27 protein-coding genes and 1 pseudogene are annotated in these 23,283 nt (G+C 69.5%); 9 read left to right on the top strand and 19 right to left on the bottom strand.

Annotated elements, in window-relative coordinates:
- Positions 1–87 precede the first annotated feature (87 nt).
- From trbJ to RCO27_RS14695, 7 genes are read right to left on the bottom strand one after another with little or no spacing between them, the layout of a single operon-like run.
- A complete protein-coding gene (gene trbJ, locus RCO27_RS14725) occupies positions 88–831 on the bottom strand; it encodes a P-type conjugative transfer protein TrbJ (RefSeq protein ID WP_309003457.1) in 744 nt (247 codons plus the stop codon).
- Positions 832–833: 2 nt separating this feature from the next.
- A complete protein-coding gene (trbE, locus tag RCO27_RS14720) occupies positions 834–3,281 on the bottom strand; it encodes a conjugal transfer protein TrbE (protein WP_309003456.1) in 2,448 nt (815 codons plus the stop codon).
- Positions 3,275–3,547, bottom strand: coding sequence for a VirB3 family type IV secretion system protein (locus tag RCO27_RS14715; RefSeq protein ID WP_309003455.1), 273 nt, complete (start codon positions 3,545–3,547; stop codon positions 3,275–3,277). Before RCO27_RS14715 ends, trbE begins: the two co-directional genes overlap by 7 nt.
- A complete protein-coding gene (locus RCO27_RS14710) occupies positions 3,544–3,879 on the bottom strand; it encodes a TrbC/VirB2 family protein (RefSeq protein ID WP_309003454.1) in 336 nt (111 codons plus the stop codon). The genes RCO27_RS14715 and RCO27_RS14710 overlap by 4 nt, the downstream gene beginning before the upstream one ends.
- Before the next feature lies 1 nt (position 3,880).
- Positions 3,881–4,870, bottom strand: a complete 990-nt coding sequence (gene trbB, locus RCO27_RS14705; protein ID WP_309003453.1) for a P-type conjugative transfer ATPase TrbB — start codon at positions 4,868–4,870, stop codon at positions 3,881–3,883.
- Complete coding sequence (locus RCO27_RS14700) at positions 4,867–5,286, bottom strand: CopG family transcriptional regulator (protein WP_309003452.1); 420 nt, start codon at positions 5,284–5,286, stop codon at positions 4,867–4,869. The genes trbB and RCO27_RS14700 overlap by 4 nt, the downstream gene beginning before the upstream one ends.
- A 10-nt stretch (positions 5,287–5,296) precedes the next feature.
- Positions 5,297–7,312, bottom strand: a complete 2,016-nt coding sequence (locus tag RCO27_RS14695) for a conjugal transfer protein TraG (protein ID WP_309003451.1) — start codon at positions 7,310–7,312, stop codon at positions 5,297–5,299.
- 163 nt (positions 7,313–7,475) lie between these two features.
- Between RCO27_RS14695 and RCO27_RS14690 the strand changes: the two genes are divergently transcribed.
- The 3 genes from RCO27_RS14690 (at position 7,476) to RCO27_RS14680 (ending at position 8,511) form a co-directional block, all read left to right on the top strand.
- Positions 7,476–7,697: a hypothetical protein gene (locus tag RCO27_RS14690; RefSeq protein WP_309003450.1), complete on the top strand. Its 222-nt coding sequence runs from the start codon at positions 7,476–7,478 to the stop codon at positions 7,695–7,697.
- A gap of 86 nt (positions 7,698–7,783) precedes the next feature.
- Positions 7,784–8,083 carry a hypothetical protein gene (locus RCO27_RS14685; protein ID WP_309003449.1) on the top strand — a complete coding sequence of 100 codons (300 nt, stop codon included), beginning with the start codon at positions 7,784–7,786 and terminating at the stop codon, positions 8,081–8,083.
- Positions 8,080–8,511 (top strand): PIN domain-containing protein, encoded by a 432-nt coding sequence (locus tag RCO27_RS14680; protein WP_309003448.1) that lies wholly within the window; start codon positions 8,080–8,082, stop codon positions 8,509–8,511. The genes RCO27_RS14685 and RCO27_RS14680 overlap by 4 nt, the downstream gene beginning before the upstream one ends.
- Positions 8,512–8,688: 177 nt before the next feature.
- On the opposite strand, the gene RCO27_RS14675 is transcribed toward RCO27_RS14680, so the two are convergent.
- The 12 genes and pseudogenes from RCO27_RS14675 to RCO27_RS19280 all read right to left on the bottom strand — a co-directional run.
- Positions 8,689–8,916, bottom strand: a complete 228-nt coding sequence (locus RCO27_RS14675; RefSeq protein WP_309003447.1) for a hypothetical protein — start codon at positions 8,914–8,916, stop codon at positions 8,689–8,691.
- A 665-nt stretch (positions 8,917–9,581) separates the two neighbouring features.
- Positions 9,582–11,555, bottom strand: coding sequence for a relaxase/mobilization nuclease RlxS (gene rlxS / locus RCO27_RS14670; RefSeq protein WP_309003446.1), 1,974 nt, complete (start codon positions 11,553–11,555; stop codon positions 9,582–9,584).
- A gap of 370 nt (positions 11,556–11,925) precedes the next feature.
- Positions 11,926–12,285 carry a hypothetical protein gene (locus tag RCO27_RS14665; RefSeq protein ID WP_309003445.1) on the bottom strand — a complete coding sequence of 120 codons (360 nt, stop codon included), beginning with the start codon at positions 12,283–12,285 and terminating at the stop codon, positions 11,926–11,928.
- 244 nt (positions 12,286–12,529) lie between these two features.
- Positions 12,530–12,721: a hypothetical protein gene (locus RCO27_RS14660; RefSeq protein ID WP_309003444.1), complete on the bottom strand. Its 192-nt coding sequence runs from the start codon at positions 12,719–12,721 to the stop codon at positions 12,530–12,532.
- Between the two features lie 107 nt (positions 12,722–12,828).
- Complete coding sequence (locus RCO27_RS14655; protein WP_309003443.1) at positions 12,829–13,452, bottom strand: lytic transglycosylase domain-containing protein; 624 nt, start codon at positions 13,450–13,452, stop codon at positions 12,829–12,831.
- Positions 13,440–13,952: a S26 family signal peptidase gene (locus RCO27_RS14650; RefSeq protein WP_309003442.1), complete on the bottom strand. Its 513-nt coding sequence runs from the start codon at positions 13,950–13,952 to the stop codon at positions 13,440–13,442. Before RCO27_RS14650 ends, RCO27_RS14655 begins: the two co-directional genes overlap by 13 nt.
- A complete protein-coding gene (locus tag RCO27_RS14645) occupies positions 13,945–14,175 on the bottom strand; it encodes a helix-turn-helix domain-containing protein (RefSeq protein ID WP_309003441.1) in 231 nt (76 codons plus the stop codon). The genes RCO27_RS14650 and RCO27_RS14645 overlap by 8 nt, the downstream gene beginning before the upstream one ends.
- Positions 14,176–14,324: 149 nt before the next feature.
- Positions 14,325–14,645, bottom strand: a complete 321-nt coding sequence (locus RCO27_RS14640; protein WP_309003440.1) for a DUF736 domain-containing protein — start codon at positions 14,643–14,645, stop codon at positions 14,325–14,327.
- 509 nt (positions 14,646–15,154) lie between these two features.
- Positions 15,155–16,972, bottom strand: a complete 1,818-nt coding sequence (locus RCO27_RS14635) for a ParB/RepB/Spo0J family partition protein (protein ID WP_309003439.1) — start codon at positions 16,970–16,972, stop codon at positions 15,155–15,157.
- Positions 16,973–17,061: 89 nt separating this feature from the next.
- Entirely contained in the window at positions 17,062–17,481 is a 420-nt protein-coding gene (locus tag RCO27_RS14630) for a DUF2958 domain-containing protein (RefSeq protein ID WP_309003438.1), read from the bottom strand.
- Positions 17,482–17,766: 285 nt separating this feature from the next.
- Positions 17,767–18,408: a DNA -binding domain-containing protein gene (locus RCO27_RS14625; RefSeq protein WP_309003437.1), complete on the bottom strand. Its 642-nt coding sequence runs from the start codon at positions 18,406–18,408 to the stop codon at positions 17,767–17,769.
- A 1-nt stretch (position 18,409) separates the two neighbouring features.
- Positions 18,410–18,568: pseudogene (locus tag RCO27_RS19280) on the bottom strand (transcriptional regulator domain-containing protein); the annotation flags it as partial.
- Between the two features lie 206 nt (positions 18,569–18,774).
- Between RCO27_RS19280 and RCO27_RS14620 the strand changes: the two are divergent.
- The 6 genes from RCO27_RS14620 to dmeF all read left to right on the top strand — a co-directional run bounded on the left by RCO27_RS14620 (position 18,775) and on the right by dmeF (position 23,092).
- A complete protein-coding gene (locus tag RCO27_RS14620) occupies positions 18,775–19,524 on the top strand; it encodes a LuxR family transcriptional regulator (RefSeq protein ID WP_309003436.1) in 750 nt (249 codons plus the stop codon).
- 80 nt (positions 19,525–19,604) lie between these two features.
- Positions 19,605–20,213, top strand: a complete 609-nt coding sequence (locus RCO27_RS14615) for an acyl-homoserine-lactone synthase (protein WP_309003435.1) — start codon at positions 19,605–19,607, stop codon at positions 20,211–20,213.
- A complete protein-coding gene (locus RCO27_RS14610) occupies positions 20,213–21,124 on the top strand; it encodes a phytanoyl-CoA dioxygenase family protein (protein WP_309003434.1) in 912 nt (303 codons plus the stop codon). Before RCO27_RS14615 ends, RCO27_RS14610 begins: the two co-directional genes overlap by 1 nt.
- A complete protein-coding gene (locus tag RCO27_RS14605) occupies positions 21,084–21,746 on the top strand; it encodes a GntR family transcriptional regulator (protein ID WP_309003433.1) in 663 nt (220 codons plus the stop codon). Before RCO27_RS14610 ends, RCO27_RS14605 begins: the two co-directional genes overlap by 41 nt.
- 100 nt (positions 21,747–21,846) lie before the next feature.
- Positions 21,847–22,122 carry a metal/formaldehyde-sensitive transcriptional repressor gene (locus RCO27_RS14600; RefSeq protein WP_309003432.1) on the top strand — a complete coding sequence of 92 codons (276 nt, stop codon included), beginning with the start codon at positions 21,847–21,849 and terminating at the stop codon, positions 22,120–22,122.
- 10 nt (positions 22,123–22,132) lie between these two features.
- Positions 22,133–23,092, top strand: coding sequence for a CDF family Co(II)/Ni(II) efflux transporter DmeF (gene dmeF, locus RCO27_RS14595; protein WP_309003431.1), 960 nt, complete (start codon positions 22,133–22,135; stop codon positions 23,090–23,092).
- Positions 23,093–23,283: the final 191 nt, after the last annotated feature.

Genomic DNA, 23,283 nt, shown 5'->3' with positions numbered 1-23,283 from the left:
GGGCCCGACGGCCGTTGGGGGGTGCGGTCCTGCAGGCCCCGCGACGAGGACGGCGGCGGCCGGGGCGCAGCCGCCATCCCTCTCAGCTCATTGGCGCGGGCGCGGCGTGTAGGCGTGGCCGTCGCCGAGGAAGCGGCGCACGCTTTCGCGCGACTCCCGCTCGATCTGTGCCCGCTCCGCCTGCTCGATCGCCTGCGCGCGGAACTGCGAGGCCATCAGGTTCTGGATCTGGAGCTGCTGCTTGGCGGTGAGCGCCAGGAGCTGGTTGGTCGCCTGGCTGACCTGCAGGCTTCCCTCGGCGTCCTGGCTGCGGGCAACGATCTCGGCCAGCGCCTGGGCGTCGTCGCGGACATTGGCGACGATCTGGCTCTGGACGCCCATCGTCTGGCGGAACGCCGACATCGCGGCGGCGAGGCGCGCACGGGCGGAAGCTGTCCGCTGGTCCCGGCGCAGGAGCTGGTCGAGATTCTCCGGATAGAGCTGGCGGAACTGGTCGTCGAGCTGGCCCACCCGGAAGTCGATGCCCTGCGCCTGGCCCATCAGCCGGTCGATCTGGCCGAGCCGCTGCTGGAGCTGCCGGAACTGGGGGAAGTCGATCCGCGACAGGTTGCGCCCCATATTGGCCAGCATCTGCGCTTCATTCTGCAGCGACTGGATCTGGTTGCTGATCTGGGTGAGCGTCCGCGCTGCCGTCAGCAGGTTCTGCGCATAGTTGGCCGGATCGTACACGTTCATCTGCGCCGAGGCCGGCGAGCTTGTTGCCATCATGCCGGCGCCGATCGAGTCTGCGACAGCAAGGCCGATCAGTCCTGCGACATGGTACTTACGCATCATCATTCTCCTTCCAGGGGTTGAACGGGAAAGCGACCGACGAGCGCGGCGGCCCAGGTCAGGCCGGCGTCGATCAGGAAATTGCGGGCGAACCCGGCCGCGCCATGCTCGGCGAGGAGCGCGTCGATGCGCTTCTGGGTGTCGGGGTCGGAAGCCCCGCACAGCGCCAGCGCCACGGGGCCGAGCCCGAGCTCGAACAGCCGGTTACCGCGTGCGGACTGGAGGTAATAATGCCGTTTGGGCGTGGCGCGGCTGACCAGTTCGATCTGCCGCTCGTTCAGGCCGAACCGCACATAGGCGGCCCGGCTCTGCGGTTCGATCGCCCGATCATTGGGGAGCAGGATCCGCTGCGGGCAGCTCTCGATGATGGCGGGCGCGATCGTCGAATCCGCGATGTCGGCGAGGCTTTGCGTTGCGAACAGGACGGCGACATTCTTCTTGCGCAGGACCTTGAGCCACTCGCGGATGCGCGTCGCGAAGAGCGGGTGGTCGAGGAACACCCAGGCTTCGTCGAGAATGAGCAAAGTCGGCCGGCCGGTGAACCGTTGCTCCAACCGATGGAACAGGTAGGTCAGGACCGGTGCGACCACGCCCGCCTGCCCCATCAGCGCCTCGGTCTCGAAACACTGGATGTCGGCGAAAGCCAGATCGTCCTCGGCCGCATCGAGCAGTCGGCCGAACGGCCCTTCCAAGGTGTAGGGCGCGAGCGCGGAGCGGAGTGCGATCGACTGGAGGAGCAGCGACAAGCCTGTCAGCGTCCGCTCGGCGACCGGGGCCGTGGCGAGATTTGTGAGCGCCGACCAGACCGCCTCCTTGATCTCGGGGGTGATCAGCACCTTCTCGTGGGCGAGCAGCGCGCCGATCCATTCGGCCGCCCAAGCGCGTTCACGGGCATTGTCGATACGGCGCAGCGGCTGGAACGCGATCGCCTGGCCGTCGTCGTCCTCCCCGCCGAGGCCCAGCGCATGATGGGCGCCGCCCATCGCCAGCACCGCCGCGCGCGCCGAGAAGCCCTTGTCGAAGATGTAGACCTGGCTGTCCGGATAGCGGCGGAACTGGAGCGCCAGCAACGCGAGCAGGACCGACTTGCCGGCACCGGTCGGGCCAATGACAAGCATATGTCCGACATCGCCAATGTGCGTGCTGAGGCGGAACGGCGTCGACCCGCTGGTCTCCGCATAAAGGAGCGGAGGGCCATCCAGATGGACGTTCCTGGCCGGCCCCGCCCAGACCGACGACAGCGGCATCAAATGCGCGAGGTTCAGCGTATGGACCAGCGGTTGGCGGACATTGGCGTAAACATGCCCCGGCAAGGAGCCGAGCCACGCCTCGACGGCGTTCACGCTCTCGCGGATGCAGTTGAAGCCAAGGCCGTTGACGACCCGTTCAACGCCGCGAACCTTCTCCTCGACCCTCGCCTTGTCGCTGTCCGCCACTGTGATCGTGGTGGTCAGATGGCCGAAGGCGACATGGTCGCCGCCGAGCGCCTGCAGGGCGAGATCGGCATCGACCACCTTGTTGTCGGCGTCGGAATCGAGGAGCTGGACGGGCTGGTTGTAGATGACCTCGCGCAGCAGCGCGGTCACCGATTTGCGCTTGTTGAACCACTGGCGCCGAAGCCGCGTCAGCGCTTTCGTGGCGTCGGCCTTGTCGAGCGCGATGAAGCGGGTCACCCAGCGATAGCCGAAATCCTGATGATTGAGCGCGTCGAGGATCCCGGGCCGGCTGAGGTTGGGAAAGCCCAGGACAGTGAGGGTGCGCAGATGCGCCTCCCCCACCATCGGCTCCAGCCCGCCGGTCAGCGGCGTATCCGCCAGCAGGCCGTCGAGATACATCGGGGTCTCGGGGACGCCGACCGCATGGCGGCGCTCGGAAATCGTGCCATGCAGGAAGGTCAGGGTCGCGCCATCGTCGAGCGCGCGAACCTCGGGCATGAATCCCGAGAACAGGTCGAGCGCCCGATCGGTCTCGACGACAAATCCGGCGAGCGCTTGGCGCCAGTCGCGGCCTTTCACGTCATCGCTGCGCTCGACCAGCGCGCGCCCGGCCGTGTCCGCCTGGTCCGGCGTCGGGAGGAAAGTCAGTGTCAGATAGTAGCGGCTCTCGAAATGATGGGCCGCGCTCTCGAACGCGGCGCGGCGCTCCTCGTCGACCAACCAGGAGGCGGCCTCCGGGAAGCGGCTCGCCGGATAGCCCCGCGCCTCGCGGCGCTCCGCCTCGAAATGGAGCGCCCAGCCGGATCCGAACCGCTTCAGCACATTGTTGGCGCGCGCGCAGGCGCCGATCAGCTCGGCTTCCGTGGCGCTGTCCAGATCAGGTCCGCGGAACCGCGCCGTGCGCTGGAAGCTGCCGTCCTTGTTGAGGATGACGCCCGGGGCGACCAGCGCCGCCCAGGGCAGATGATCGGCCAGCCGGTCGGCGCGGCTGCGATATTCGCGCAAGGCTAGCATGCGAAATGCCCCTTCTGGCGAAGGTGACGGGCGAGCACCGGCGCGAAATCGGGATCGCGCTTGGCGGCGAACACGGCGAGCGTGTGCCCGATCGCCCAAAGCGCCAGGCCAGCGATCCATTGCTGGAGGCCAAGTCCGAGCGCGGCCGCGACCGTGCCGTTGACGATCGCGATGGCGCGCGGCGCGCCGCCCAAGAGGATCGGCTCGGCGAGCGACCGGTGCATCGGCGCCTCGAAGCCTTCGATATGGGTGCCGGCGCCGATCATGCGATGAGCGCCCCGCCGCCGAAGCTGAAGAAGCTGAGGAAGAAGCTCGAGGCGGCAAATGCGATCGACAGGCCGAAGACGATCTGGATGAGGCGCCGGAACCCGCCCGCGGTCTCGCCGAACGCGAGCGTGAGGCCGGTGACGATGATGATGATCACCGCGACGATCTTGGCGACCGGCCCCTGCACCGACTCCAGCACCCTCTGGAGCGGCTCTTCCCATGGCATGCCGGAGCCTGCGGCCTGCGCACTGACGGCAATGACCAGTGCCAGGCCGATGGCCAGGCTGATACGGAACGCGGTCCGGCGATCAAGATATGTCAGGGCGCGCATGTCAGTCTCCTCGGGGGCGGGTTGGCGGATCGGGGGTGAGGTCGACGATCGCGTAGTTGCCGTCGCGATCGAGGCCGGCGACGCTGGCGATCGTCTCGACGCGGCGGCCGAGGCCGCGCCCGGCGAGGAACACGATCATGTCGATGGCTTCGGCGATCAGCCGGCGCGGAACGGTGACGACGCTCTCCTGGACGAGCTGCTCGAGCCGATAGAGCGCGGCGAGCGCGCTGTTGGCGTGGACGGTGGCGATGCCGCCAGGATGGCCGGTGTTCCAGGCCTTGAGCATGTCGAGGGCTTCGCGCCCGCGCACCTCGCCGACGATGATCCGGTCCGGCCGCAGCCGCAGGGTCGAGCGGACCAGGTCCGCCATCGTCACGCTCCCGGCGCGGGTGCGCAGCGCCACCGTGTCGGGCGCGGCGCATTGCAACTCGCGCGTGTCCTCGATGATGATGACCCGCTCGTCCCGGCCGGCCATTTCGGCGAGCAGCGCGTTGGCGAGGGTGGTCTTGCCGGAAGAGGTGCCGCCGGCGACCAGGATGTTCTTCCGCCCGACCACGGCCAGCGACAGAAGCCGCGCGGCGTCCGCCGACATGATCCCGTCGCTTACATAGTCGGTGAGGGTGTAGATCTTCGCCGCAGGCTTGCGGATCGAGAAGCAGGGCGCAAGACTGACCGGCGGCAGCACGCCCTCGAACCGCTCCCCTGCCCCTTCGCCATGCGGTGGCAGCTCGGCCGAGACGATCGGCGACGCCGCATGCACCTCGGTGCGGGCGTGGCTCGCCACCAGGCGGATGATCCGTTCGACCTGAGCCGGGTCATAGATGGTGCCGGTGTCCACCCGGCCCTCGCCCAGCCGGTCCAGGCGCAAGACGCCATCGGGATTGATCATGATTTCGATGACCACCGGGTCGGCGAGTGCTTCGGCGATGGTTGCCCCCATCGCGGTGCGCAGCATGGCGCGGCGCCGCTCATGGGAGACGGTAGCGCTCACGACCGGCGTCCGATCGGCTGCGGAGCGGGGGGCTCGAAGGTGCGGTGACCGCGCGCCAGCGCCTCGCCCACCCGCGCGACGAAAGCGTTGAACCGGTCCCGCCCGACCGCGCGCGCGGCGTCGTCCGCCTCCGGCAGCGGCGCCTGCACCATCAGCTCGTAGCGAATGAACAAGGCGAGGGATTCGAGCAGGACATGGCCGTCGCGCTCGACCCGGCCCAATGCCATCGACAGACGGTCGAGGCGTTGGGCGAACCTGTTCTCGAGTTCGCTCGCGGCCTGCCGATTGAGCCAGGCGGCCAGCGCGTCGGCGAGGATGCCCGATTTGGAGGCACCGGGCTTCGCCGCCAGGGCCTCAAGCCGCTGGCTCAAATCCTCGGGGAGGAAGAGCTGGTAGCGGACGCGTTTCGCCTTCACCGCGGCCGCCTCAGAAGCTCGGCAGCGCGTCGCGGTCGCGACCGACGCCCTCGTTCATGGCGTGGGCGCGAGCGACCGGGTCCATCGCGCGCTTGTCGGCGACGGGATCGGCGTCGTCCTCGAGCCCGAGCAGGTCGAGCTGCCTGGGCGGCTCGGCCTTCGGCGCGGTTTCCTCGGCAAGCCCGGGATGGCGCTGCTGCTGGAGGCCACCCTCATCCTCGCCCGTCTTTGCGTTGTCGCCAGTCGCGGCGAGCCGGATGTCGGGCGCGCGAGACAGCCGTTCCCAATCGTCCGCGCGCGGGTCGGGCCGATCCGCATAGGGTCCCGGGAGCAGTTTCGGGGCGGGGTAGAGGCGGCCCCGGAAGTTGCGGTCGTCATAATAGCGCAGCTTCTTCGCCCGGATCGGCGCCATGCCGGAGACCAGCACGAGCTCGTCCAAGGGCGGCAACTGCATCACCTCGCCCTGGGTCAGAAGCGGCCGGGCGGTTTCCTGGCGGCTGACCATGACATGGGCGAGCCAGGGGGCGAGCCGGTGCCCGGCATAGTTGCGCATCGCACGCTGCTCGGTGGCGATGCCGAGCGCATCCGAAATCCGCCGCGCGGTGCGCTCGTCATTGGTGGCGAAGGCGACACGCACATGGCAGTTGTCGAGGATCGCGTTGTGCTCGCCATAGGCCTTCTCGATCTGGTTGAGGCTTTGGGCGATGAGGAAGGCGCGCACGCCATAGCCGGCCATGAACGCGAGCGCGGTCTCGAAGAAATCGAGACGGCCGAGCGCGGGAAACTCGTCCAGCATCATCAGGAGCTGGCGCTTGCGCTCGCCGCTCGGGCCGCGGTCCAGGCGCTCGGTGAGGCGCCGACCGATCTGGTTGAGCACCAGGCGCACCAGCGGCTTGGTGCGGCTGATGTCTGATGGCGGGATGACCAGGTAGAGCGAGACGGGCCGGGCCGCCTCGACGAGATCGGCGATCCGCCAGTCGCAGCGCGATGTGACCTCGGCGACGGTGGGATCGCGGTACAATCCCAGGAACGACATGGCCGTGCTGAGCACGCCGCTGCGCTCATTGTCCGACTTGTTCAGCACCTCGCGCGCGGCCGAGGCGATCACCGGATGAACGATCGGGGCATCGTCGCTGCCGAGATGGTTGATGGTCATCATCCGGCGCAAGGTGGCTGTGAACGGCCGCTGCGGATCGGAGAGGAACGTGGCGACGCGCGCCAGGGTCTTCTCCTCCTCGGCATAGAGGACGTGCAGGATCGCGCCGACCAGCAGGCTGTGGCTGGTCTTCTCCCAGTGGTTGCGCCGCTCCAGCGCGCCCTCGGGATCGACGAGAATGTCCGCGATGTTCTGGACGTCGCGCACCTCGTGCTCGCCGCGGCGCACCTCCAGCAGCGGATTGTAGTGGGCGGACAACGGGTCGGTCGGATTGAACAGCAAAGCGTGGGAGAAGAGCGAACGCCAGCCGGCGGTGAGCTGCCAGTTCTCGCCCTTGATGTCGTGAATGACGGCCGAGCCGGTCCAGCTCAGCAGGGTCGGGACGACGAGGCCCACGCCCTTGCCGGAGCGGGTCGGCGCGAACGCCATGACATGCTCCGGCCCGTCATGACGAAGGTAGCGGCCTTTGAACTTGCCCAGGAACACGCCGCCATCGCGATGCAGGCCGGCACCCGCGATCTCGCGATGCGTCGCCCAGCGCGCCGAGCCGTAGGTGGTGACGAACCTGCGCTGCCGGGCCCGCCAAAGCGAGCCTGCGATCGCCGTGCCGCACCCGAGAAAGCCGCTCGCGCCCGCCAGCGCGCCCGCCTTGTCGAACACCTCGGGCGCATAGGCTTCATAGGCGTACCACCACCCAAAGAGCGCCCACGGCCGATAGATTGGGAATTCGCCGAGCACGAACCAGGGAAGCCCGAGCTGCGGCTGATAGCCGAACATCGCCGCGCACCATTGCGTGGCCGCCCAGACGCCCGCGACGACGATCGCGAACACCACGAATATCTGGCCGATCAGCAGCTTGGTCGGGGTCACGTGTCTCTCCGGGAAGGACGGTTCGTCCTGACCCGGGAAAAATCGCATCGGCGGGCGGGCGGGCGTTAGCGTCTCGCCGCCGCCCTCAACCGCCTTTTCACCGACCCTTGCCGCCACACCGCGGGCGATTGACTCAGTGTTCCGTTTTTGTTCTTATCATCAGATGACCCGAATCGACGATGACACCCTCTCGCTGCACCTCGAAGTGGCGCTGTGCGGTGTCGCACCTTCCCTGCTCGACGGCCTGGCCGATCCTGACCGGCATCGACGCCGGACTGCCGCGACCCGCATCGCGCAGCATTTGACCGAACGTCTTCGCTGTTTCGATATTCGCAGTGACGACACGGGGGTCGCGCATCGGGAACATCCGTCCCTCTTCGCCTGAAAGCGACGGGGCATGGTATCGGTCTTCGCCCCTTGCGGCCGACAAGTTACCGGCTATATTGCTGGATATATGCCGGAGACAGGATCGTGGCCAACGCATCGCAGCAAAAGGCGCTAAAGAATTATCGGAGCCGGCTCCAGGCGCGCGGCATGGCGCGCTTTGAAGTGCTTGGACTCGATGCCGACCGCGAGCTTATCCGTTCCCTCGCCAAGCGTCTCGCCGAAGGCGGACCGGAGGCGAAGCAAATCCGCGCTTCGGTGGCGCGAACGGTTGGCGGAAAACCCGAAAAGGGTGGCATCCTGGCTGCGCTGCGTCGATCATCGTTGGTCGACGTCGATCTGGACCTGTCGCGTGAGGTGACGGAAGGCCGCGCGGTGGATCTGTGACGCGCTACCTTCTCGACACGAACATCATCAGCAACGTCACAAAGCCGGCACCTTCGCCGGAGCTGCTGACCTGGATGGCCGAGCGGATCGATACCGATCTGTTCGTCGCGACGCTGACCATCGCCGAAATCAGGCGGGGCGTGCTGGAATTGCCCGACGGACGAAGGAAGCGCGACCTCGAAAGCTGGTTCGCCGGGCCGGACGGGCCGCAAATGCTATTTGCCGGCCGCGTTCTGCCCTTTGACGAGAAGGCAGCCCTGGCGTGGGCGCGGATCATGGCGGAGGGCCGTGCAGCAGGTCGACCGCGCAGTGCGCTCGACATGATCATTGCTGCCGTTGCGGACGCAAATGGCTGCGTCATCGTGACCGACAATGAAAAGCACTTCGCCGACCTGGACTATATCAACCCGATGCGGCCCGAAGGCTGAGCACGAGCAAGAGCCAGGCGAACGGACGACGACGCTCTGCGCAAGGCCGGCTCGCCCATCGGATGATCTTATTGCAGGCTAGGAGATCGTCGCAACCTCGCCTCGCGCAACGCACTGCGGGCGAAGCCGTTCTGTTTCCCACAGAGGCTCCGGCCTTCCCCGTCAGGCGGGCCCGATTCAGTCGGGCACGATGAGCCCGTACTTGGTACGTCCCGTTGCAATCACGTCCTCGATCCCGGCGAGCTGCCGGCGCGCATAGTCAAGAAAGTAGCCGGTCACTTCCCCATTCGCGTCATTCCGCAACGCGACATCCTCGTCGGACAGCAAGTCCACCTGTATGCGCCATTGATCGCGGATGACCACCATCCGGTCCATGGCGGCTTGCAGGCGATTGGGTACGATCATCGGTCCCCGCTATCGACGTATCATCATCTGCCTCCTACCCATAGCAGCAGACGACGACTTAGGGGAGATGCCTCCCACGTCGATCCACGAAGCTCCCATGGTTTAGCTATGGGAGCGGATACCTGTCGAAACCGTCGAAAAAGACCAGCCCGCAGGCCCGCTACGACCTGTTGCAGACATTCGCGAGGTCAGCCAAAGTCCTCATATGGCCGTGCACCGTCATCATGGCAGGCTTTGGATCTTTCTGCTGTTATTTGGCTGCGCGACAGATGAACCGCCTGGCACACGGTCGGCCGATGGCCCCTCTCCGACTGCACAAGACATAAATGAAGCCATGGGATCCTCGATGCCGATGCTCTCCGAGGGGGGCTATGTCTGCACGATGCCAAGGGATCTCCAATGTGTTCCCGCTCGCGGGCAAGGCCGCTTTCGGTGTTCTTATTCGGGCGACGGCGAAACGGGCCGTGTCACAATCGTCGAGCGGAACCCTCCCGGCGAACGGGACGAGCGCGGCGCATGGCGGTGGGTTTCGGGATGGAGGCGTTGCGGGATTCTCTATTAGCGCATCCCGCCGGGCAATTTCGAACCTGCGCCAACCACTCGCAACCAACATTCGCCGCAGCCGTGACATGGCCGGGCTGGCCCGCATGACATTCCTGCGCCGCTCATGAGATTGACGGCGCGCTCCGGCTGCGTCCGATCGTCCAGTTGATTCCATCGCCGCGCAGGATGCCGGACACCGACTTGCCGGCATGGTGCTCCAGCACCGGTCGCCACGGCACCAGCGTGAAGTCGCGCGACCGCCTGATCAGCGCGTAGCGACCGCTCGCCATTTCGACGACGCGGATGAACTTGCCGTCGATCCGCTCGCCGGCCTTCGTTTCCACGAATGGCAGGCCCAGCTCATCCGAGAGCCGGCCGGCGATGCGCAGCAGCTCGCGCCGCTGCAGCGCGGCAAGCATGCCTGGCCGGTAGACCGTCTGGCCCTCCCGCTCTTCGGCGAGCCGTTCCGCGATCAGCCATCGCCGCCGCGCCGCTTGCGCGACAAGCACGTCGTGCCCGAATCCGGCATCACGGACCAGCGCCGGCGCGTCGGCCACCAGTTCGCGGTCGAGCCAGGTCGCGCCCTCGGCCTGCAGAAGCTTGTCGAGCGGCATCGGCGAGAGGATCTGGACCGTCACCGGCCGGTCGCGACGCTGCCGCGCCGCGAACTCCGCCGCCTTGTCGAGATGGTCGGGCGCGATGATCCAGGCGCCGTCCGGTTCGCGCTCGACATTGCGCAGGACGCGGCGCATCGCCTCCAGCCGGCGCACATGCGTTTCGGCGAACGCCTCGCTGGCCGTCGCATCGTGCCGCAGGTGGGCATCGATCGTGTACCGGCCGTCATTGGCGGCGGCGACCTCGGCAATCGTGCGATCGGCCTGCCGCGCGCCGCCCGTTCGCGGCGCGATCCGCACGATGGCGCTTTCGGGAATCGGCTCCACGGCCTCGCCTTTGCCGATCTCGGCATAATGGGTGCGCCCATCGATGGCGTCGACGATCAGATAGTGGCGGTCGTGGAGCTCGTCGGCGAGCCCGCGCAGGACGACCCGGCCGAGGATCGGCGCCGCGCCCTCGGCTGCGGAATCGAAGATCGCCCGGTCGACGGGGGCGCGGTCCAGGTTCCCGAGCGTGAGCGCGCGCTGCAGGGTGCGGATGATGTCGCCGCGCTCGCCCATCCGTCGCAGCGTGGCCTCAATGCCGTCGGCCAGCCGCCAGCGGTCGCCGCCGAGATGGTCGGCGAGGCCCATGCTGGCGAGCTTCTGCAGCCGCCCCGCGCGCAGCGCTTGCTGAAACGGGTCACGGTCGCCAGCGCCGACGATGCGCGCGGCGTCCATATCGCGGATCAGGCGCCGGTCGATCGCGGTCAGCCGCGCCTCGCCCGTGTCGCTGCGCAACCGCTGTTCGATTTCGAGATCGGTGCGCGGTCCCAGGTCAAGCGTCGCCAGGCGCATCGCGCGCTCGCGAAATCCATGCGAAATATATTCGCGCGCGATGACCAGATTCTCGCCGCGCTCGTCCCTGCCCCGCAGCAGGATGTGGCTGTGCGGGTGGCCGGTGTTGAAATGGTCGACCGCCACCCAGTCCAGCCTGGTGCCCAGATCCGCTTCCATCTGGCTCATCAGCCGGCGCACGAACGGCTTCAGGTCGGGATATTGGTCGGCGTCCTCGGCCGAGACGATGAACCGGAACTGGTGTCGGTCGCCGTCGCAGCGTTCCATGAATGCCTTGCCGTCGGCGACGTCGCGTTCGGCGCCATAGAGCGCGCCGGGCTGGCCGTCGCGGGTCACGCCGTCGCGCTGGATGTAGCGCAGATGCGCCTTCGCGCCGGCACGCCCCTTGCCTGCCATCAGTGCAAGCCGGGCTTTGACGACGACGCGGCGCGACCGGAAGGCGGCATGCCGGTCGCCATGGCCAAGCACGCGCGCGATGCTGGCGCCGCGCCCGATCCGGCTGCCGTCGAAGCGGCGATAGCGCATGCCGGGGCGCGCGCCGGCGCGCCGGGTCGCGGCGACGATCCGGCCCAGATAGGTCTTTTCGCGCTTCGCGCCTTTGGCGCGCATCCGGCCGAGCCGGGGCAGGAAGTCGTCGTCGTCCATCCGCAGGCATTTTCCGGCGTTTCGCGTCACGCCCCGCATCTCACAATGACATGCCCGCGCCGCCCTTCAACCCGTCTCGCGAACGCAGCCGAAAATCGGCGGAAAACCGCCAGTTCTTGCCGGCCTGTCTCGCGTCCCTTCGCGCGGTCTCGCGAAAATTCCTGAAAAAGGATGTGCAGACAAGGAGATGGCCCTGTCGCGAGACAGTGCCTCTATCTTGCCCTCACGCCGCTTCGACCACCTGTCCGCCCCTCCCTTTCGCAGGCCCGGAAGAATCCGCCCCCGACACGCCGGGGCCGAGCGAGTCGAGGCCAGGAAAAGGGAGCGACGCCCGGCGGGCGCCGCTCCCGGACAGGCGCATCCGCCTGGTTCAGCGCAGGTCGACGAACGCGGTTTCGGCCTCCCGTTCGCCGGGCATGAGCCGCAAATCGTGCAGCGCATGGACCGCGCCATTGCCGTCCACGAGGCAGGTTGCGACGAACCAGACGCCCTGCAACCGGCCCAGGATCGCGACGCGATCGAGCTCGGACGGCTCCTCCTCGAGGCTCTCATAGGCGCCGAGCCAGCGCTCCGCGACCCGGCTGTCCCAGTGGAAATCGGCGAGCTCCGCGGCCAGATAATGCGCTGCGATTTCGATGCTGCCGGCGCATCCATATTGCGCTTCCAGCCCGGCCAGCAGCGCCGGATAGGCGTCGCGCGACGGCGCCTGGACGATCGATATCAGGGTCATGGGAACCTCCCTCGCTGGCGTCCTCCAATCGAGAACGCCGCCTCGCCGACGGCCGCCGGCCTGGCTGTCAGGGCCGCCGGAGCGCGAGCGCAGGCGCCGCGCAGCGGCGGCGGAGGAACCGATTTGCGCGAGCAAATTGGAGGGGCCGCCGGCCTTGCACAGCCGGGCCGGCGGCCGTCATGCTGGGTCTTGCCGAGACGAGCCCCCCACCGGATGTGGCGGAAGGGGGCGGCCGGTCGATCGCTCAGCAGGCCGGCCGTGCCCCTGCCGGCCTGCCCGCTTCGTCGTCGCCGGCGCCCGCCATCGCGCGCAGCTTCGCGGCATAGGTGTCGGCCAGGTCCTGATGCCGGGCCCGCGCTTCGGGGGACAAGGCGCGCGCCGCAGCGCGGCGTTCCTCGGCCGCGCGGCGGACATAGAACTCGCGGTCGGTTTCCATTTCTCCAGCCCCCCGGCCCTCTGGACATGACGGCGACCGGAATCGAGTCGTCACGTCCTGTCAGCATAGCAAGAACGGTCCGGATTGGCAGCCGGCGCCGGACCGCCTCAGGGCCACGGCGCCGCCGTCCCGCCTCGATAGATAAGGAAGATATCTGCGGCCATCATCCGGGCGGGAGCGGCGGTCGCCGGGGGCGATCGCGGCCGCAGCGCGAAGAAAATCGGATGTGCGGGTGGCACGATCCCGGCCTGCGCAGGCGAGGTCGTCGCCCCGACCATGCCGGCCAGATAGGCACGTGTCTCGCCCGGGAGCGGCCGGCCGCCGGCAAGGTGCGCGGCATAACGGCCCGGCCCGGCATTGTAGGCGGCGAACAGGCCGGGATAGCCGAAGCGGTCGTACATGAGCCTCAGATAGGCCGTCCCGGCGAGGATATTGGCGCGCGGGTCGTGCGGATCGGCGCCCAGACCGTACCGGACACGTATCTCTTCCCAGGTTCCCGGCATGAGCTGCATCAGCCCCATGGCGCCGGCGCGGCTGGTGATCGGGCGGCCATGCAAGCGGGTGCGCCCGCCGCTTTCGGCCAGCATCACCCGCTCGATCCAGGTCGCGGGAAGGGCGAACCGGGCCGAGGCTTCGGCGATATAAGGCCGCCATGTTGCGACCGGATCGGCCAGCGCCGGCGTCGCGGCGAGGAGCGCCAGCGCGGTGCCGGCGGCCTTCAGCGCGCCCATAGCAGCCTCGCCTTGCCGATCATGTCGCGCCCGCCGGTCGGCCCGAAATAGCGCCCGTCGAACGAGGCCGGGCTGTCCGCCACGAGCAGGAACCAGCTGCCGGCGCGCAATCTCGTGCAGCCGCGCCACCATGGCATCGGCCGGCCGGCGCCGTCCCGCGCCAGGCGCCGGGCGACGCGGCGGCCGTTGACCAAGATGCCGGAGCCCAGCGCGCAAAGCCTGTCGCCGGGCCCGGCGGCGACGCGCTTCACCAGCGGCACGTTGGCGGGCAGATAGTGCCGCCGCGCGGCGAGCTGCCGAACAGATGCGGGCGGCCAGGCAATCACGATGTCGCCGGCGGCCGGCGCGCCCTCGACCACGGCATAAAGACCGATCGGAGCACTGGGCGAGGCGTTCCACACCAGCCGCGGCCGTGGTGGCGCCATGATGGTCGCCGCCAGGCCCAGCGCAAGAAGGCCGGCCGCGCCCATCTGGCAAAGCCTGCGGGCGCGCTCAGTCATGGCGCACCCGCGGGCCGTCCGTCGCGCGCGACCAGCTGTCGAGGTCGTCGATATGATAGAGGACGTAGCGGCCGTGGCGGCGAAAGACCGGGCCCTGGCCACGGCTGCGCATGCGCTCCAGGAACCTGACCGACAGGCCCAGATAATGGCCCGCCTGGCGGGTGTTGAGAAACGGGTGGCTGTGCCGCGCGCGGGCCGCGCGCACGATATCCTCGTCGCCCATGATGCTTGTCCTTCGCGGGCGGCGGCATGCGGCCCGGTGCGCCGGATCATCGGCCGCGAGCGGCGTGGGCGGCAGAGTCGAAACGCGCCGGCTGCGATTTCGACGGGGAAAGGGCCCCGCGCCCGGTGGCGGGCGCGGGGCGAGGCGGCTCAGTCGGCCGGGTTCCAGATGATGGCGAAAGCGTCGTCATCGTCCTGGCCGGCGGCGCGGCCGAGATTGGCGTAGAGCCGGCGCGGCCCGAATTCGGGCGCGGCGAGGCTCAGCGACACATAGTCGTTGCCCGAGGTTTCGCTGCGGCGGATCCAGCCCGCACCGACCTCGGCGCCGTCCGAGAACACCCGGTAGTCGGGCTGGTTCTCGCTCGCCTTGCGGCCGTTGGGGACGATCTCGATCGGGGCGCGGATCGTCAGGGTCCGAAGCTGGCCCTTGAAGCCTGCGCCCTCGCGGGTGACGTGACCGATTGCAGACATGGTGCATCTCCTTGTCGAAAGTCGCCGGCGACCATTTGCGGGCGACGGGCCGACGCCAGGGGCGGCCGGAAGCGCGTCCTTCGCGAACCCATGGGGCCGAAGCGCCAGCGCAGGACCGGAGCGGCGGGACTGATTTGCAGCGACAGCGGCCGCGAGGAGCCGGCGCCAGGCCGGCGGGGAAATCAGTCCCGCCGCGATGGTTTCGCGGGGGACGTCGGGCCGCCCAAGTCCCGGCCCACCGCCCGTCTGGTCGCCGCCTGCGGCCGGGAGATGGCGCATCGGCCCGGTCACGCCCCACCGCGCCGGGCGCCCCGTGCGGGGCCGCCCGCCATTCGCGCCCGTGCGGGGTGCGTCCCTGCCGGGAGGCGTGAGGGTCCGGAGAAGAGGGTTTCGGAAAAAGGGTCGCGACCACGGCCGCCGCCGCCCCGAACCGGGGGCGAACGTGCACATGGCCGGAACCTGCCGAAGCGAAGGCGGGGCGGCGCGCGGCGCCGCCCCTCCCCTTTGACTCAGGCGGCGAGCGGCTGCGGCGCCGTCTCGGGCTGCGGCACCGGCAAGGCCAGCGCGACGCCGGGGCCGGCCGGCGCGGGCTCGTCACCGGCGGTGCGCGCCGCCGCCAGCAGGGCGGCCGCATCGACCGTGCCGACGCCGCCGCGCACCGTATAGGCGGCGGGCGGGAACGCCATCCATCTGGGCACCCACGACTCGACCCTGCGCCGGCCGTTCGCGCCACCGAGATGGTCGCGCACGATGCCTTTCAAGGTCTTGCCCGTCTCGCCGGCATTGGCGGCCGCGACCGATTCTCCCGCCACCTCCGCGACGATGCGGGTGAGCACCTCCTTGTCGCGGATGAGCGCGAAAAGGGCGTCGTCGGCCTGCCAGTAGCGCGCCATGTCGAGGCCGATCTGGCTTCCGACCGCCTCGACGGCGGCGCTGCCGCTCGCCAGCGTCTCGCCCATCACCACCGCGATCACGTCCATGACCGCGCGGTCGGGCAGGTCGAGCAGGCGCAGGAACAGGCCGACCAGACCATAAGGATCGCCATTGCCGCCGACCACAGTCGGTTCCTCGGGCGAGAAGCCGAGCAGGTCCAGCACGGCGCGGCGGACCTGATCGAACTCGGCCTCGGCCTTGCAGGTTTCGACGCTCTCGCGGGCCGCCTCGTTCCGGCAGGTCTGCGGCTCCGCCTTCACGTTCCACAGATACGAGCCGGTGATTGCATGGGCCACCAGCAACCTGAGCGCGACATCGGGATGGCCGGTGAGCGCGGCGCGCGCGGCGGCATGGCGATGGAGGTCGATATAGGTCTGGAGCGTGCTCGTGACCTCGGGACGGGCCGGCCGGAACCCGGCCGAAGCCGCCTCGCCCGTCTCGGCGCCACGCAGCCGCTGCGCCTCCTTGCGGGTCAGATAGCCTTCGTGGAAGACGACCTCGCCGCTGGCGCACACGTCGATATAGACGCGCCCGCCCTTGCGCTTGGGCGCCTTTTCATGGGCCCATGTCTCGAAATGCTGGCCCGCCGGAACGACGGTCACGTCGCTCCATCCGGCCGCCAGATAGTCGGCGCGCCGGGCCGCGATCACCTCTTCCTGCGCCGCCCAGAACTGGTCGGCGTCGGCGAAATAGCGGTCCTCGCCGAACAGGTCGGCGATGAGCGCGCCGGCATAGCTGTCGAGGTCGAACAGGGCATGGCGCCCGGGAATCGACTGGCCGCCGAACAGCCACGCCTTGAGCTGATGCCCGGTCGGCAGATAGGCGTCGGGATCGTCGCGCAGCGCGAGCCATGCCCTTTGCTGGCTCTTGCTGGCGAGCGTCAGGTGGCGGACGGTCGCGGCGTCGATCTCGCTTTTGCGGTAGAGGTCGCGCACGCGCGGCAGCAGGTTGCCGAGCGCGAGGATGCGCTTCACGCCAAGTTCGGCGATGCCGAAAGTCGCCGCAATGTCCTCGAGCGAGCGCCCTTCCTTCACCAGCCGGACGAAGCTCTCCCATCGGGTGACCTCGTCGGGATCGAGCCGGGCGCTGTTCTCGATCAGCGAGGCTTCGATCGCATCGGCGTCGTCGCCGGCCTCGAGGAACGCCACCGGCAGCGGGCCGTGGTCGATCCCTTCGGCGAGCGCGACGCCGTTGGCGTGCCAGCGGCGAAGCCCCGCGACGATCTCGAAGCGATCGAGTTCGCCGTCCGCCACGGGGCGGACGATCAGCGGGACGATGACGCCGCGCTTGCGCACGGACGGCAGGATATTGGCGAGGTCCGGGGGCTTGCGGCCGTGCCGCATGTTGAGCCGGGACGGAACCAGCTTGGCGGGTTCGATATGGCCGAGTTGCATGGATGCGCTCCTTTCGAGGGCGGGCCGGTCCCGTTGCGGTTGGCGATGGAGCAGGACCGGCCGTTGAACGGCGGCGGACGGCCGCCACGTCATCCGGCGCCCCCATCGGGGGTCGGCGGAAGTCCGAAATGGCGGTGGCGGGAGGCGGCGGCCGCGCGCAGCGCGCTCGTCTCCTCGACGATGCGGCCGGCGCGGCGTGCGGCTTCGGCATAGACCGAGAGCGGGAACAGGCCGGTGAAATGCAGGTCGCGCTCGATGCGAAGGCCGAAAGCGAGGCGCAGGCCGGCGATCTCGGCGAGCGAGAAGCTGCCGAGTTCAGGACAGCCGAACCCGAGATCGGCCAGCCCGAACAGGGTGTCGCCATCGGCGTCCAGCTCGGTCGCGAGCCAGGTGGCGGCCCCGACGGGGTTGAAGAATTTGACCACCGGCGCCGGATCATGGCCGGGCCGCCGCGCCGCGTCGGCATGGGCGCGCAGCCGCGCGCGCAGGGCTTGGGTCAGAAGGATCATGGCTCGTCTCCCGCGCCGTCCAAAAACCTGCCGGGCCTCCCCCGAAGCGGGGGTGGACGGCGACGAGCGACCGACGGGCTCGCCCGGGGAGGCGGCCCGCACCGCCAGGCCGGAGCGACAGCGCAGGACCCCGAGCGGCCAGCGAGGGGTTGCGGGTCGCCGGGGCGAGCCCAGAAGGGCGCGCCGGCCACCCGCGCGAGAGGGGAAGGCCCCACCAATGACGCCGCCGCGCCGGGGGGCGAAGCCTCCCCGCGCGGCGCCCATCCCTGCGCCCGGGCCGCGCGGTCAGGCGCGCAACAAGGCCTGGTAGCCGCCGGCGGCCATGCGCCGCGCTTCGGCGGCGCGGCGGCGCACGCGCGACAACAGGAAGTCCGACGGCCCGTTCCATTGGGCGCGCACGACCGGTTCGCCGAACAAGGCGGTGGCGATCTCGCGATAGGAGGCTCCGTCCGCGACCGCGTCGGCGACGCGCAGCGCCTCGAGCCGGCGCGGCAGGCCGCGCAGCGGCGGAAACAGGGCGTGCACGAACCGGCCGCGCTGCCACAGCGCCAGCAGCCGGCGCAGGGTCAACAGGCGTTGTTCGAGGCCCGAGACACCCGACAGCTCATAGTGAAGCCGCACGCGGCCGGAACCGAGCAGCCGGCCTTCGATCACGTCGAGGCGGATACGGCGCCAGCCATTGGAGAGGACGAGATGCTCGCGTCCGTCCTCGCCGACGGCGAGGGTCGCCCAGCGCTGGAGCCGGGCCAGCTCGAAGCCGCCGGAATCGTTCCGACCGGCCGGCGCGGCGCGGACCGCCAGGACGCCGCGGTCGAACTCGGCACGCCACAGGAGACGCGCCTCGGGGGCGGGACGATCCGGCCGCTCGGCGAAAGGCGAGCCCCCAGGCCGAGGCGCATGCGCTGGCGGGGACGACGGCCATGCCATGCCTTGTGCGAACCTCCCCGCCAGGGTCCCGCCAGAGTGCGACATAGCGAGGATCGCGGCGCAGCCATTCCCAAGCGAGGCCCGCGCGGTCGATGCCGAGAAGGGACCGGTACGCAGCGTCGAGACGCCAGTCCGGGCGCGCGTCCCTACCCGCTCTCATCGCCGGCCGGGCGCCGGTCGAAAGCCGCGAAGGATCGTCGGGACCGCACCGATCAGGCGGCCGGTTTGCGCAACCGGCGCGAACTTCGTAAGATGATCGCCTTGGTGGAGCGCCCACCGCGACGGCTGAGAATCGGCGTCGGCGGGACCTGAGGAGGCGACGCGAGGACAAGGCTTGGAACGCGCCTCGCGGCGCTGGCGCGCGTCATGGGCCTGGTCCAGATTGCAGAAGAGTTCGCGCAACAGGTGGATGCGGCCTCGAGCCCGGACGAGCTCGCCGCCCTGCTCGATGCGGCGGCGCGCGCGATGGACTTTCGCTTCTTCGCGCTCACCCATCATGTCGACCTGCCGCGCGCGCCGCAGCCCGCGGTGCGATTGCACAACTACCCGCTGGGCTGGGTCGACTATTTCGACGAGCACCGGCTCGGGCCGTGCGATCCGGTCCATCGCGCCAGCCATCTGACCAGCGTCGGCTTTCGCTGGACGCGGCTCGCCGCCATGCTCGATTTGACCACCCGCGATCGCGATATCCTGCATGGCGCGCGGCGTGCCGGCATCGGCGACGGTTTCACCGTTCCCGCCCATGTCCCCGGCGAATCGGCGGGCTCCTGCTCGTTCGCGACCGCCGACGGCCGGCCGGTGCGCGAGGAGTGGCTGCCGCTCGCCCAGCTCGTCGGCGCGATCGCCTTCGAAGGCGCGCGGCGGCTGTGGGGCCTGCGCGAGCTTGGGCCGGACCAGCGGCCCAAGCTCACCGACCGGCAGCGCGACTGCCTCTATTGGGCGGCGCGCGGCAAGTCCGACTGGGAGATCGCGCGGATTCTCGGCATCAGCCATGACACGGTGATCCAGCATCTCAAGCAGGCCCGTGAGCGCTACGGCGTCGGCAAGCGAACGCAGCTCCTGGTGCATGCCCTGTTCGACGGAACCCTCACCTTCGTCGATGTGCTGCGACGCTGAAATCCCCATTTCTGGGGACTGGCCCCCGGGCGGCGCGGCGGGGATGATCGGGCTTTCGCCAAGTCGAGGGAGCAGAGGCCATGATCCTCACCGTCCCGTCCGGTTCGCGCGCCGCCGCGGCACCGGTCCTGCGGGCGATGTTCGCGGCGCGCAAGCAGGTGTTCGTCGACCTGCTCGGATGGGATCTGCCCGTGCTCGCCGGGCGCTACGAGATCGACCAGTTCGACGATGCGCATGCCCGCTATCTGATCGTCGCCGATGCCGCGCATCGGCATCTGGGATCGGCGCGGCTGCTGCCGACGATGCGCCCGCACATCCTCGACACCTTGTTCGCCGAGCTGTGCGAGGACGCGCCGCCGCGGGGCGAGGACATTTACGAGATCAGCCGCTTCTGCCTGGGCCGCAGCCTGGGCGCGACCCGGCGCCGCGAGGTGCGCGACGCCCTGGTCACCGCGCTGGTCGACGACGCGCTCGCCAATCAGGTCACCGCTTATACCGGCGTCGCCGAAATGGGCTGGCTGCAGCAGATCCTCGCCTTCGGCTGGCGCTGCCGGCCGCTCGGCCTGCCGCGGCCGGTCGACGGCACGATGCTGGGGGCGCTCCGGATCGACATCACGCCCGACACGCCCGCGCGGCTCGCGCGCGCCGGCATCGGCGCGCCGGATGCGGCCCGACGGATGGCGGCGTGATGACCGCAGCGACCGACGTGCGCACGCCCGAGACCGGGTCCGACGCGATCGACCTGTGGACCGCCCGCCTGGTCGAGGAGGGCTATTGCGTCCTCCCCGATTTGGTCGCGCGCGCGGCGGTCGCGGCGCTCGATGCGGACCTTGCGGAGGATTTCGCGAAGACCCCCTTCGCCCAAGGCGGCTTCTATGGCGAGCGGACCAAGCGGTTCGGGCGACTGCTGGCGCGCTCGCGCCACGCCGCCGCGTTCGTCGCCCATCCGCTCGTCCAGGCGATCGCCGCGCGAATCCTGTCGCCCTGGTGCGACACGCTCCAGCTCAACCTCACCCAGGCCATCGCGCTTCATCCCGGCGCTCTGCCGCAACTCCCGCACCGCGACCAGGACATGTGGCGCGGGCCGCAGGGCGAGATCGAATATCTGGTCAACGTGATGTGGCCCTTCACGACCTATCGCCGCGCGAACGGCGCGACCCTGGTCTGGCCGCGCAGCCATGGCCGGCGGGCCCTCGACCCCATGCCTTCGACAGCGCCGGTCGCGGTCGAGCTCGATCCCGGCGCGGCGCTCCTCTTCCTCGGCTCGACCCTGCACGGCGCCGGTGGCAACCGGACCACCGGCATCCGGCGCGGCATGATCGTCAGCTACTGCCTGGGCTGGCTCAAGCCCTACGAGAACCAGTGGCTCGCCTATCCGCCGCCGGTCGCGCGCCGCTTTGCGCCGGAGCTGGCGGCGCTCGTCGGCTATCGGCAGCATCGCCCCAATCTCGGCAATTATGAGGGCCAGTGCCCCTCGGTGCTGCTGCGCGGGCCGGTGCCCGACCATCTGGCCGCGATCGATGCGCTGCGGCCCGACCAGCAGGCGCTGGTCGAGGACCATGTCGAACGGCAGCGTGCCGGGCGGCGCGTTCGCCGATGACGGGCACCTGCCGGGACGGAAGGGCGCGATGAGCCCGGGCGCGACGTTCGAACGCGTCTATCGCGCGCTCAAGGGCCGGCTGGCCGATGGCCGGCTGGGGCCGGGCGCGCGGATCGAGCCGGCGATCCTGGGCACGCAGCTCCATGCCAGCATCACGCCGGTGCGCGACGCGCTGCATCGCCTGGTCGGCGAGCGGCTGGTCGAGGCGCCGGAGCATGACGGGTTCCGGGTTCCGCTGCTGACCGAAGCGGCGCTGCGCAGCCTCTACGAATGGAACGGCCTGCTGCTCGCGCTGGCGGCCGGGCGGCTGCGTCCCGGCACGAGCGACGACCCGATCGAAGCCCGCGCGGAACATGAAATCGCCATGGCCGATCTGTTCCTGCGCATCGCCAATGCGACCGGCAATGCCGAGCATGCGCAAGCGGTCGCTTCGCTCAACCACCGGCTCGCCCCCTATCGCCGCGTGGAACCCCGGCTGCTGGCGGATCTCGGCCGGGAACATGGGGAGATCGACGCCGCGCTGGACGACCGCGCCCGGCTGCGCCGCGCGCTCGTGCGCTATCATCGGCGCCGGATCGGGCGGGTTCCGGAGATTCTGGCGATGATCCAGACCCGGCGCTGATCTCCGGCTGCGGCATCCCAATATCCCGCCGCTCCCAGGGCGGACGATCGGTCGGTCGCCCGGTTGCAAATCGCGTCTCTATAGGATACCCCCCTACTCTATGAGCCATCTCAGCAACGATTCGCAAAAGCTCGTCGCCCGGATCCGGCGCATCGCGGGTCAGGTCGCGGCCATCGAGCGTTCGGTGCTCGCCAATGCGCCCTGCAGCGAGACCCTGCATCTGGCCGCCGCCATCCGCGGCGCCGTGGGCGGGTTGATGGACGAGCTGTTCGAGGAGCACCTGCTCGCCCATGTCGCCGCGCCCGAGCTGAGCCCGGCGGAACGCGCCGCGGGCGCCGACGAGCTGCTGACCGTCCTTGGACGCCATTTCCGATAGGAGTTTGTCGATGGCGAGCCGCCTCGAAATCGAAGCCTATATGCACGATCACGACTATCTGGGCGCGGCCCATGACGACAATGCGCGCCGTACGCGCTGGGTGGTGGTGCTCACCGCCGTGATGATGGTCGGCGAGATCATCGCCGGCTACATGACCGGATCGATGGCGTTGCTGGCCGACGGGTTCCACATGGCGACCCATGCCGGCGCGCTCGGCATCGCGGCGCTCGCTTATGGCTATGCGAAACGACATGTCACCAGCCCGCGCTTCAGTTTCGGCACGGGAAAGGTCGGCGACCTCGCCGGCTTCGCCTCCGCCCTCGTCCTCGGCATCGTCGCGCTCGGCATCGGCGTCGAGTCGGCGATCCGCATCGCCAATCCGGCCGATGTCGCGTTCGGCGAAGCGACGATCGTTGCGATCCTTGGCCTGGGCGTGAATCTCGTGAGCGCCGTGCTGCTCGCCGGCGGCGCGCATGGCCACGGACATCGTCATGGCCATCCTCATGATCATCTTCACGATCACGGCCATCCTCGCGGGCAGCCGACCGGTCCCGACAACAATCTGCGCGCCGCCTATGTCCATGTGCTCGCCGACGCGCTGACCTCGGTCCTGGCCATCGTCGCGCTGCTGGCGGGCCGCTATCTCGGATGGATCTGGCTCGATCCGGTCATGGGCCTCGTCGGCGCGCTGGTCATCGCGCGCTGGGCCTGGACGCTGATGCGCGACACATCCGCCATCCTGCTCGATGCGTCCGACACGCAGCTGGTCGACGAGATCCGGACCTGCATCGAAGGTCCCGGCGATGCGCGTCTTGCCGATCTCCATGTCTGGCAGATCGGCCCCGACGCCCATGCCGCGATCGTCGACGTCTGCGGCGACCTCACCCCGGCGGCCGTTCGAACCCGCCTCGCGCCGGTGCACGAGCTCGCGCACCTGACGGTGGAGGTTCGCACGCTCGATCGGGTGTGATGATCACCTGCAACGCTGCAACCGTCATGCTCGGCCGCTGCTGGCCCTGATGCCAATCGGCCTTGCCCATGCCGGATGGCGATCGCGCGGTGGCGGGCCTGATCGTGTCGCTGGGCATTGCTTTTTGGGCGCGGACGCCTGGACGCGGGACCATGCAGACAGTCCGCCTTTGCCCTGCGGCGACAAGCGGA

The organism is Sphingosinicella sp. LHD-64, from assembly GCF_031157375.1.
GTDB lineage: Bacteria > Pseudomonadota > Alphaproteobacteria > Sphingomonadales > Sphingomonadaceae > Allosphingosinicella.
The sequence above is the reverse complement of the archived record's forward strand: the minus strand, read 5'-3'. Positions and strand labels throughout refer to the sequence as shown.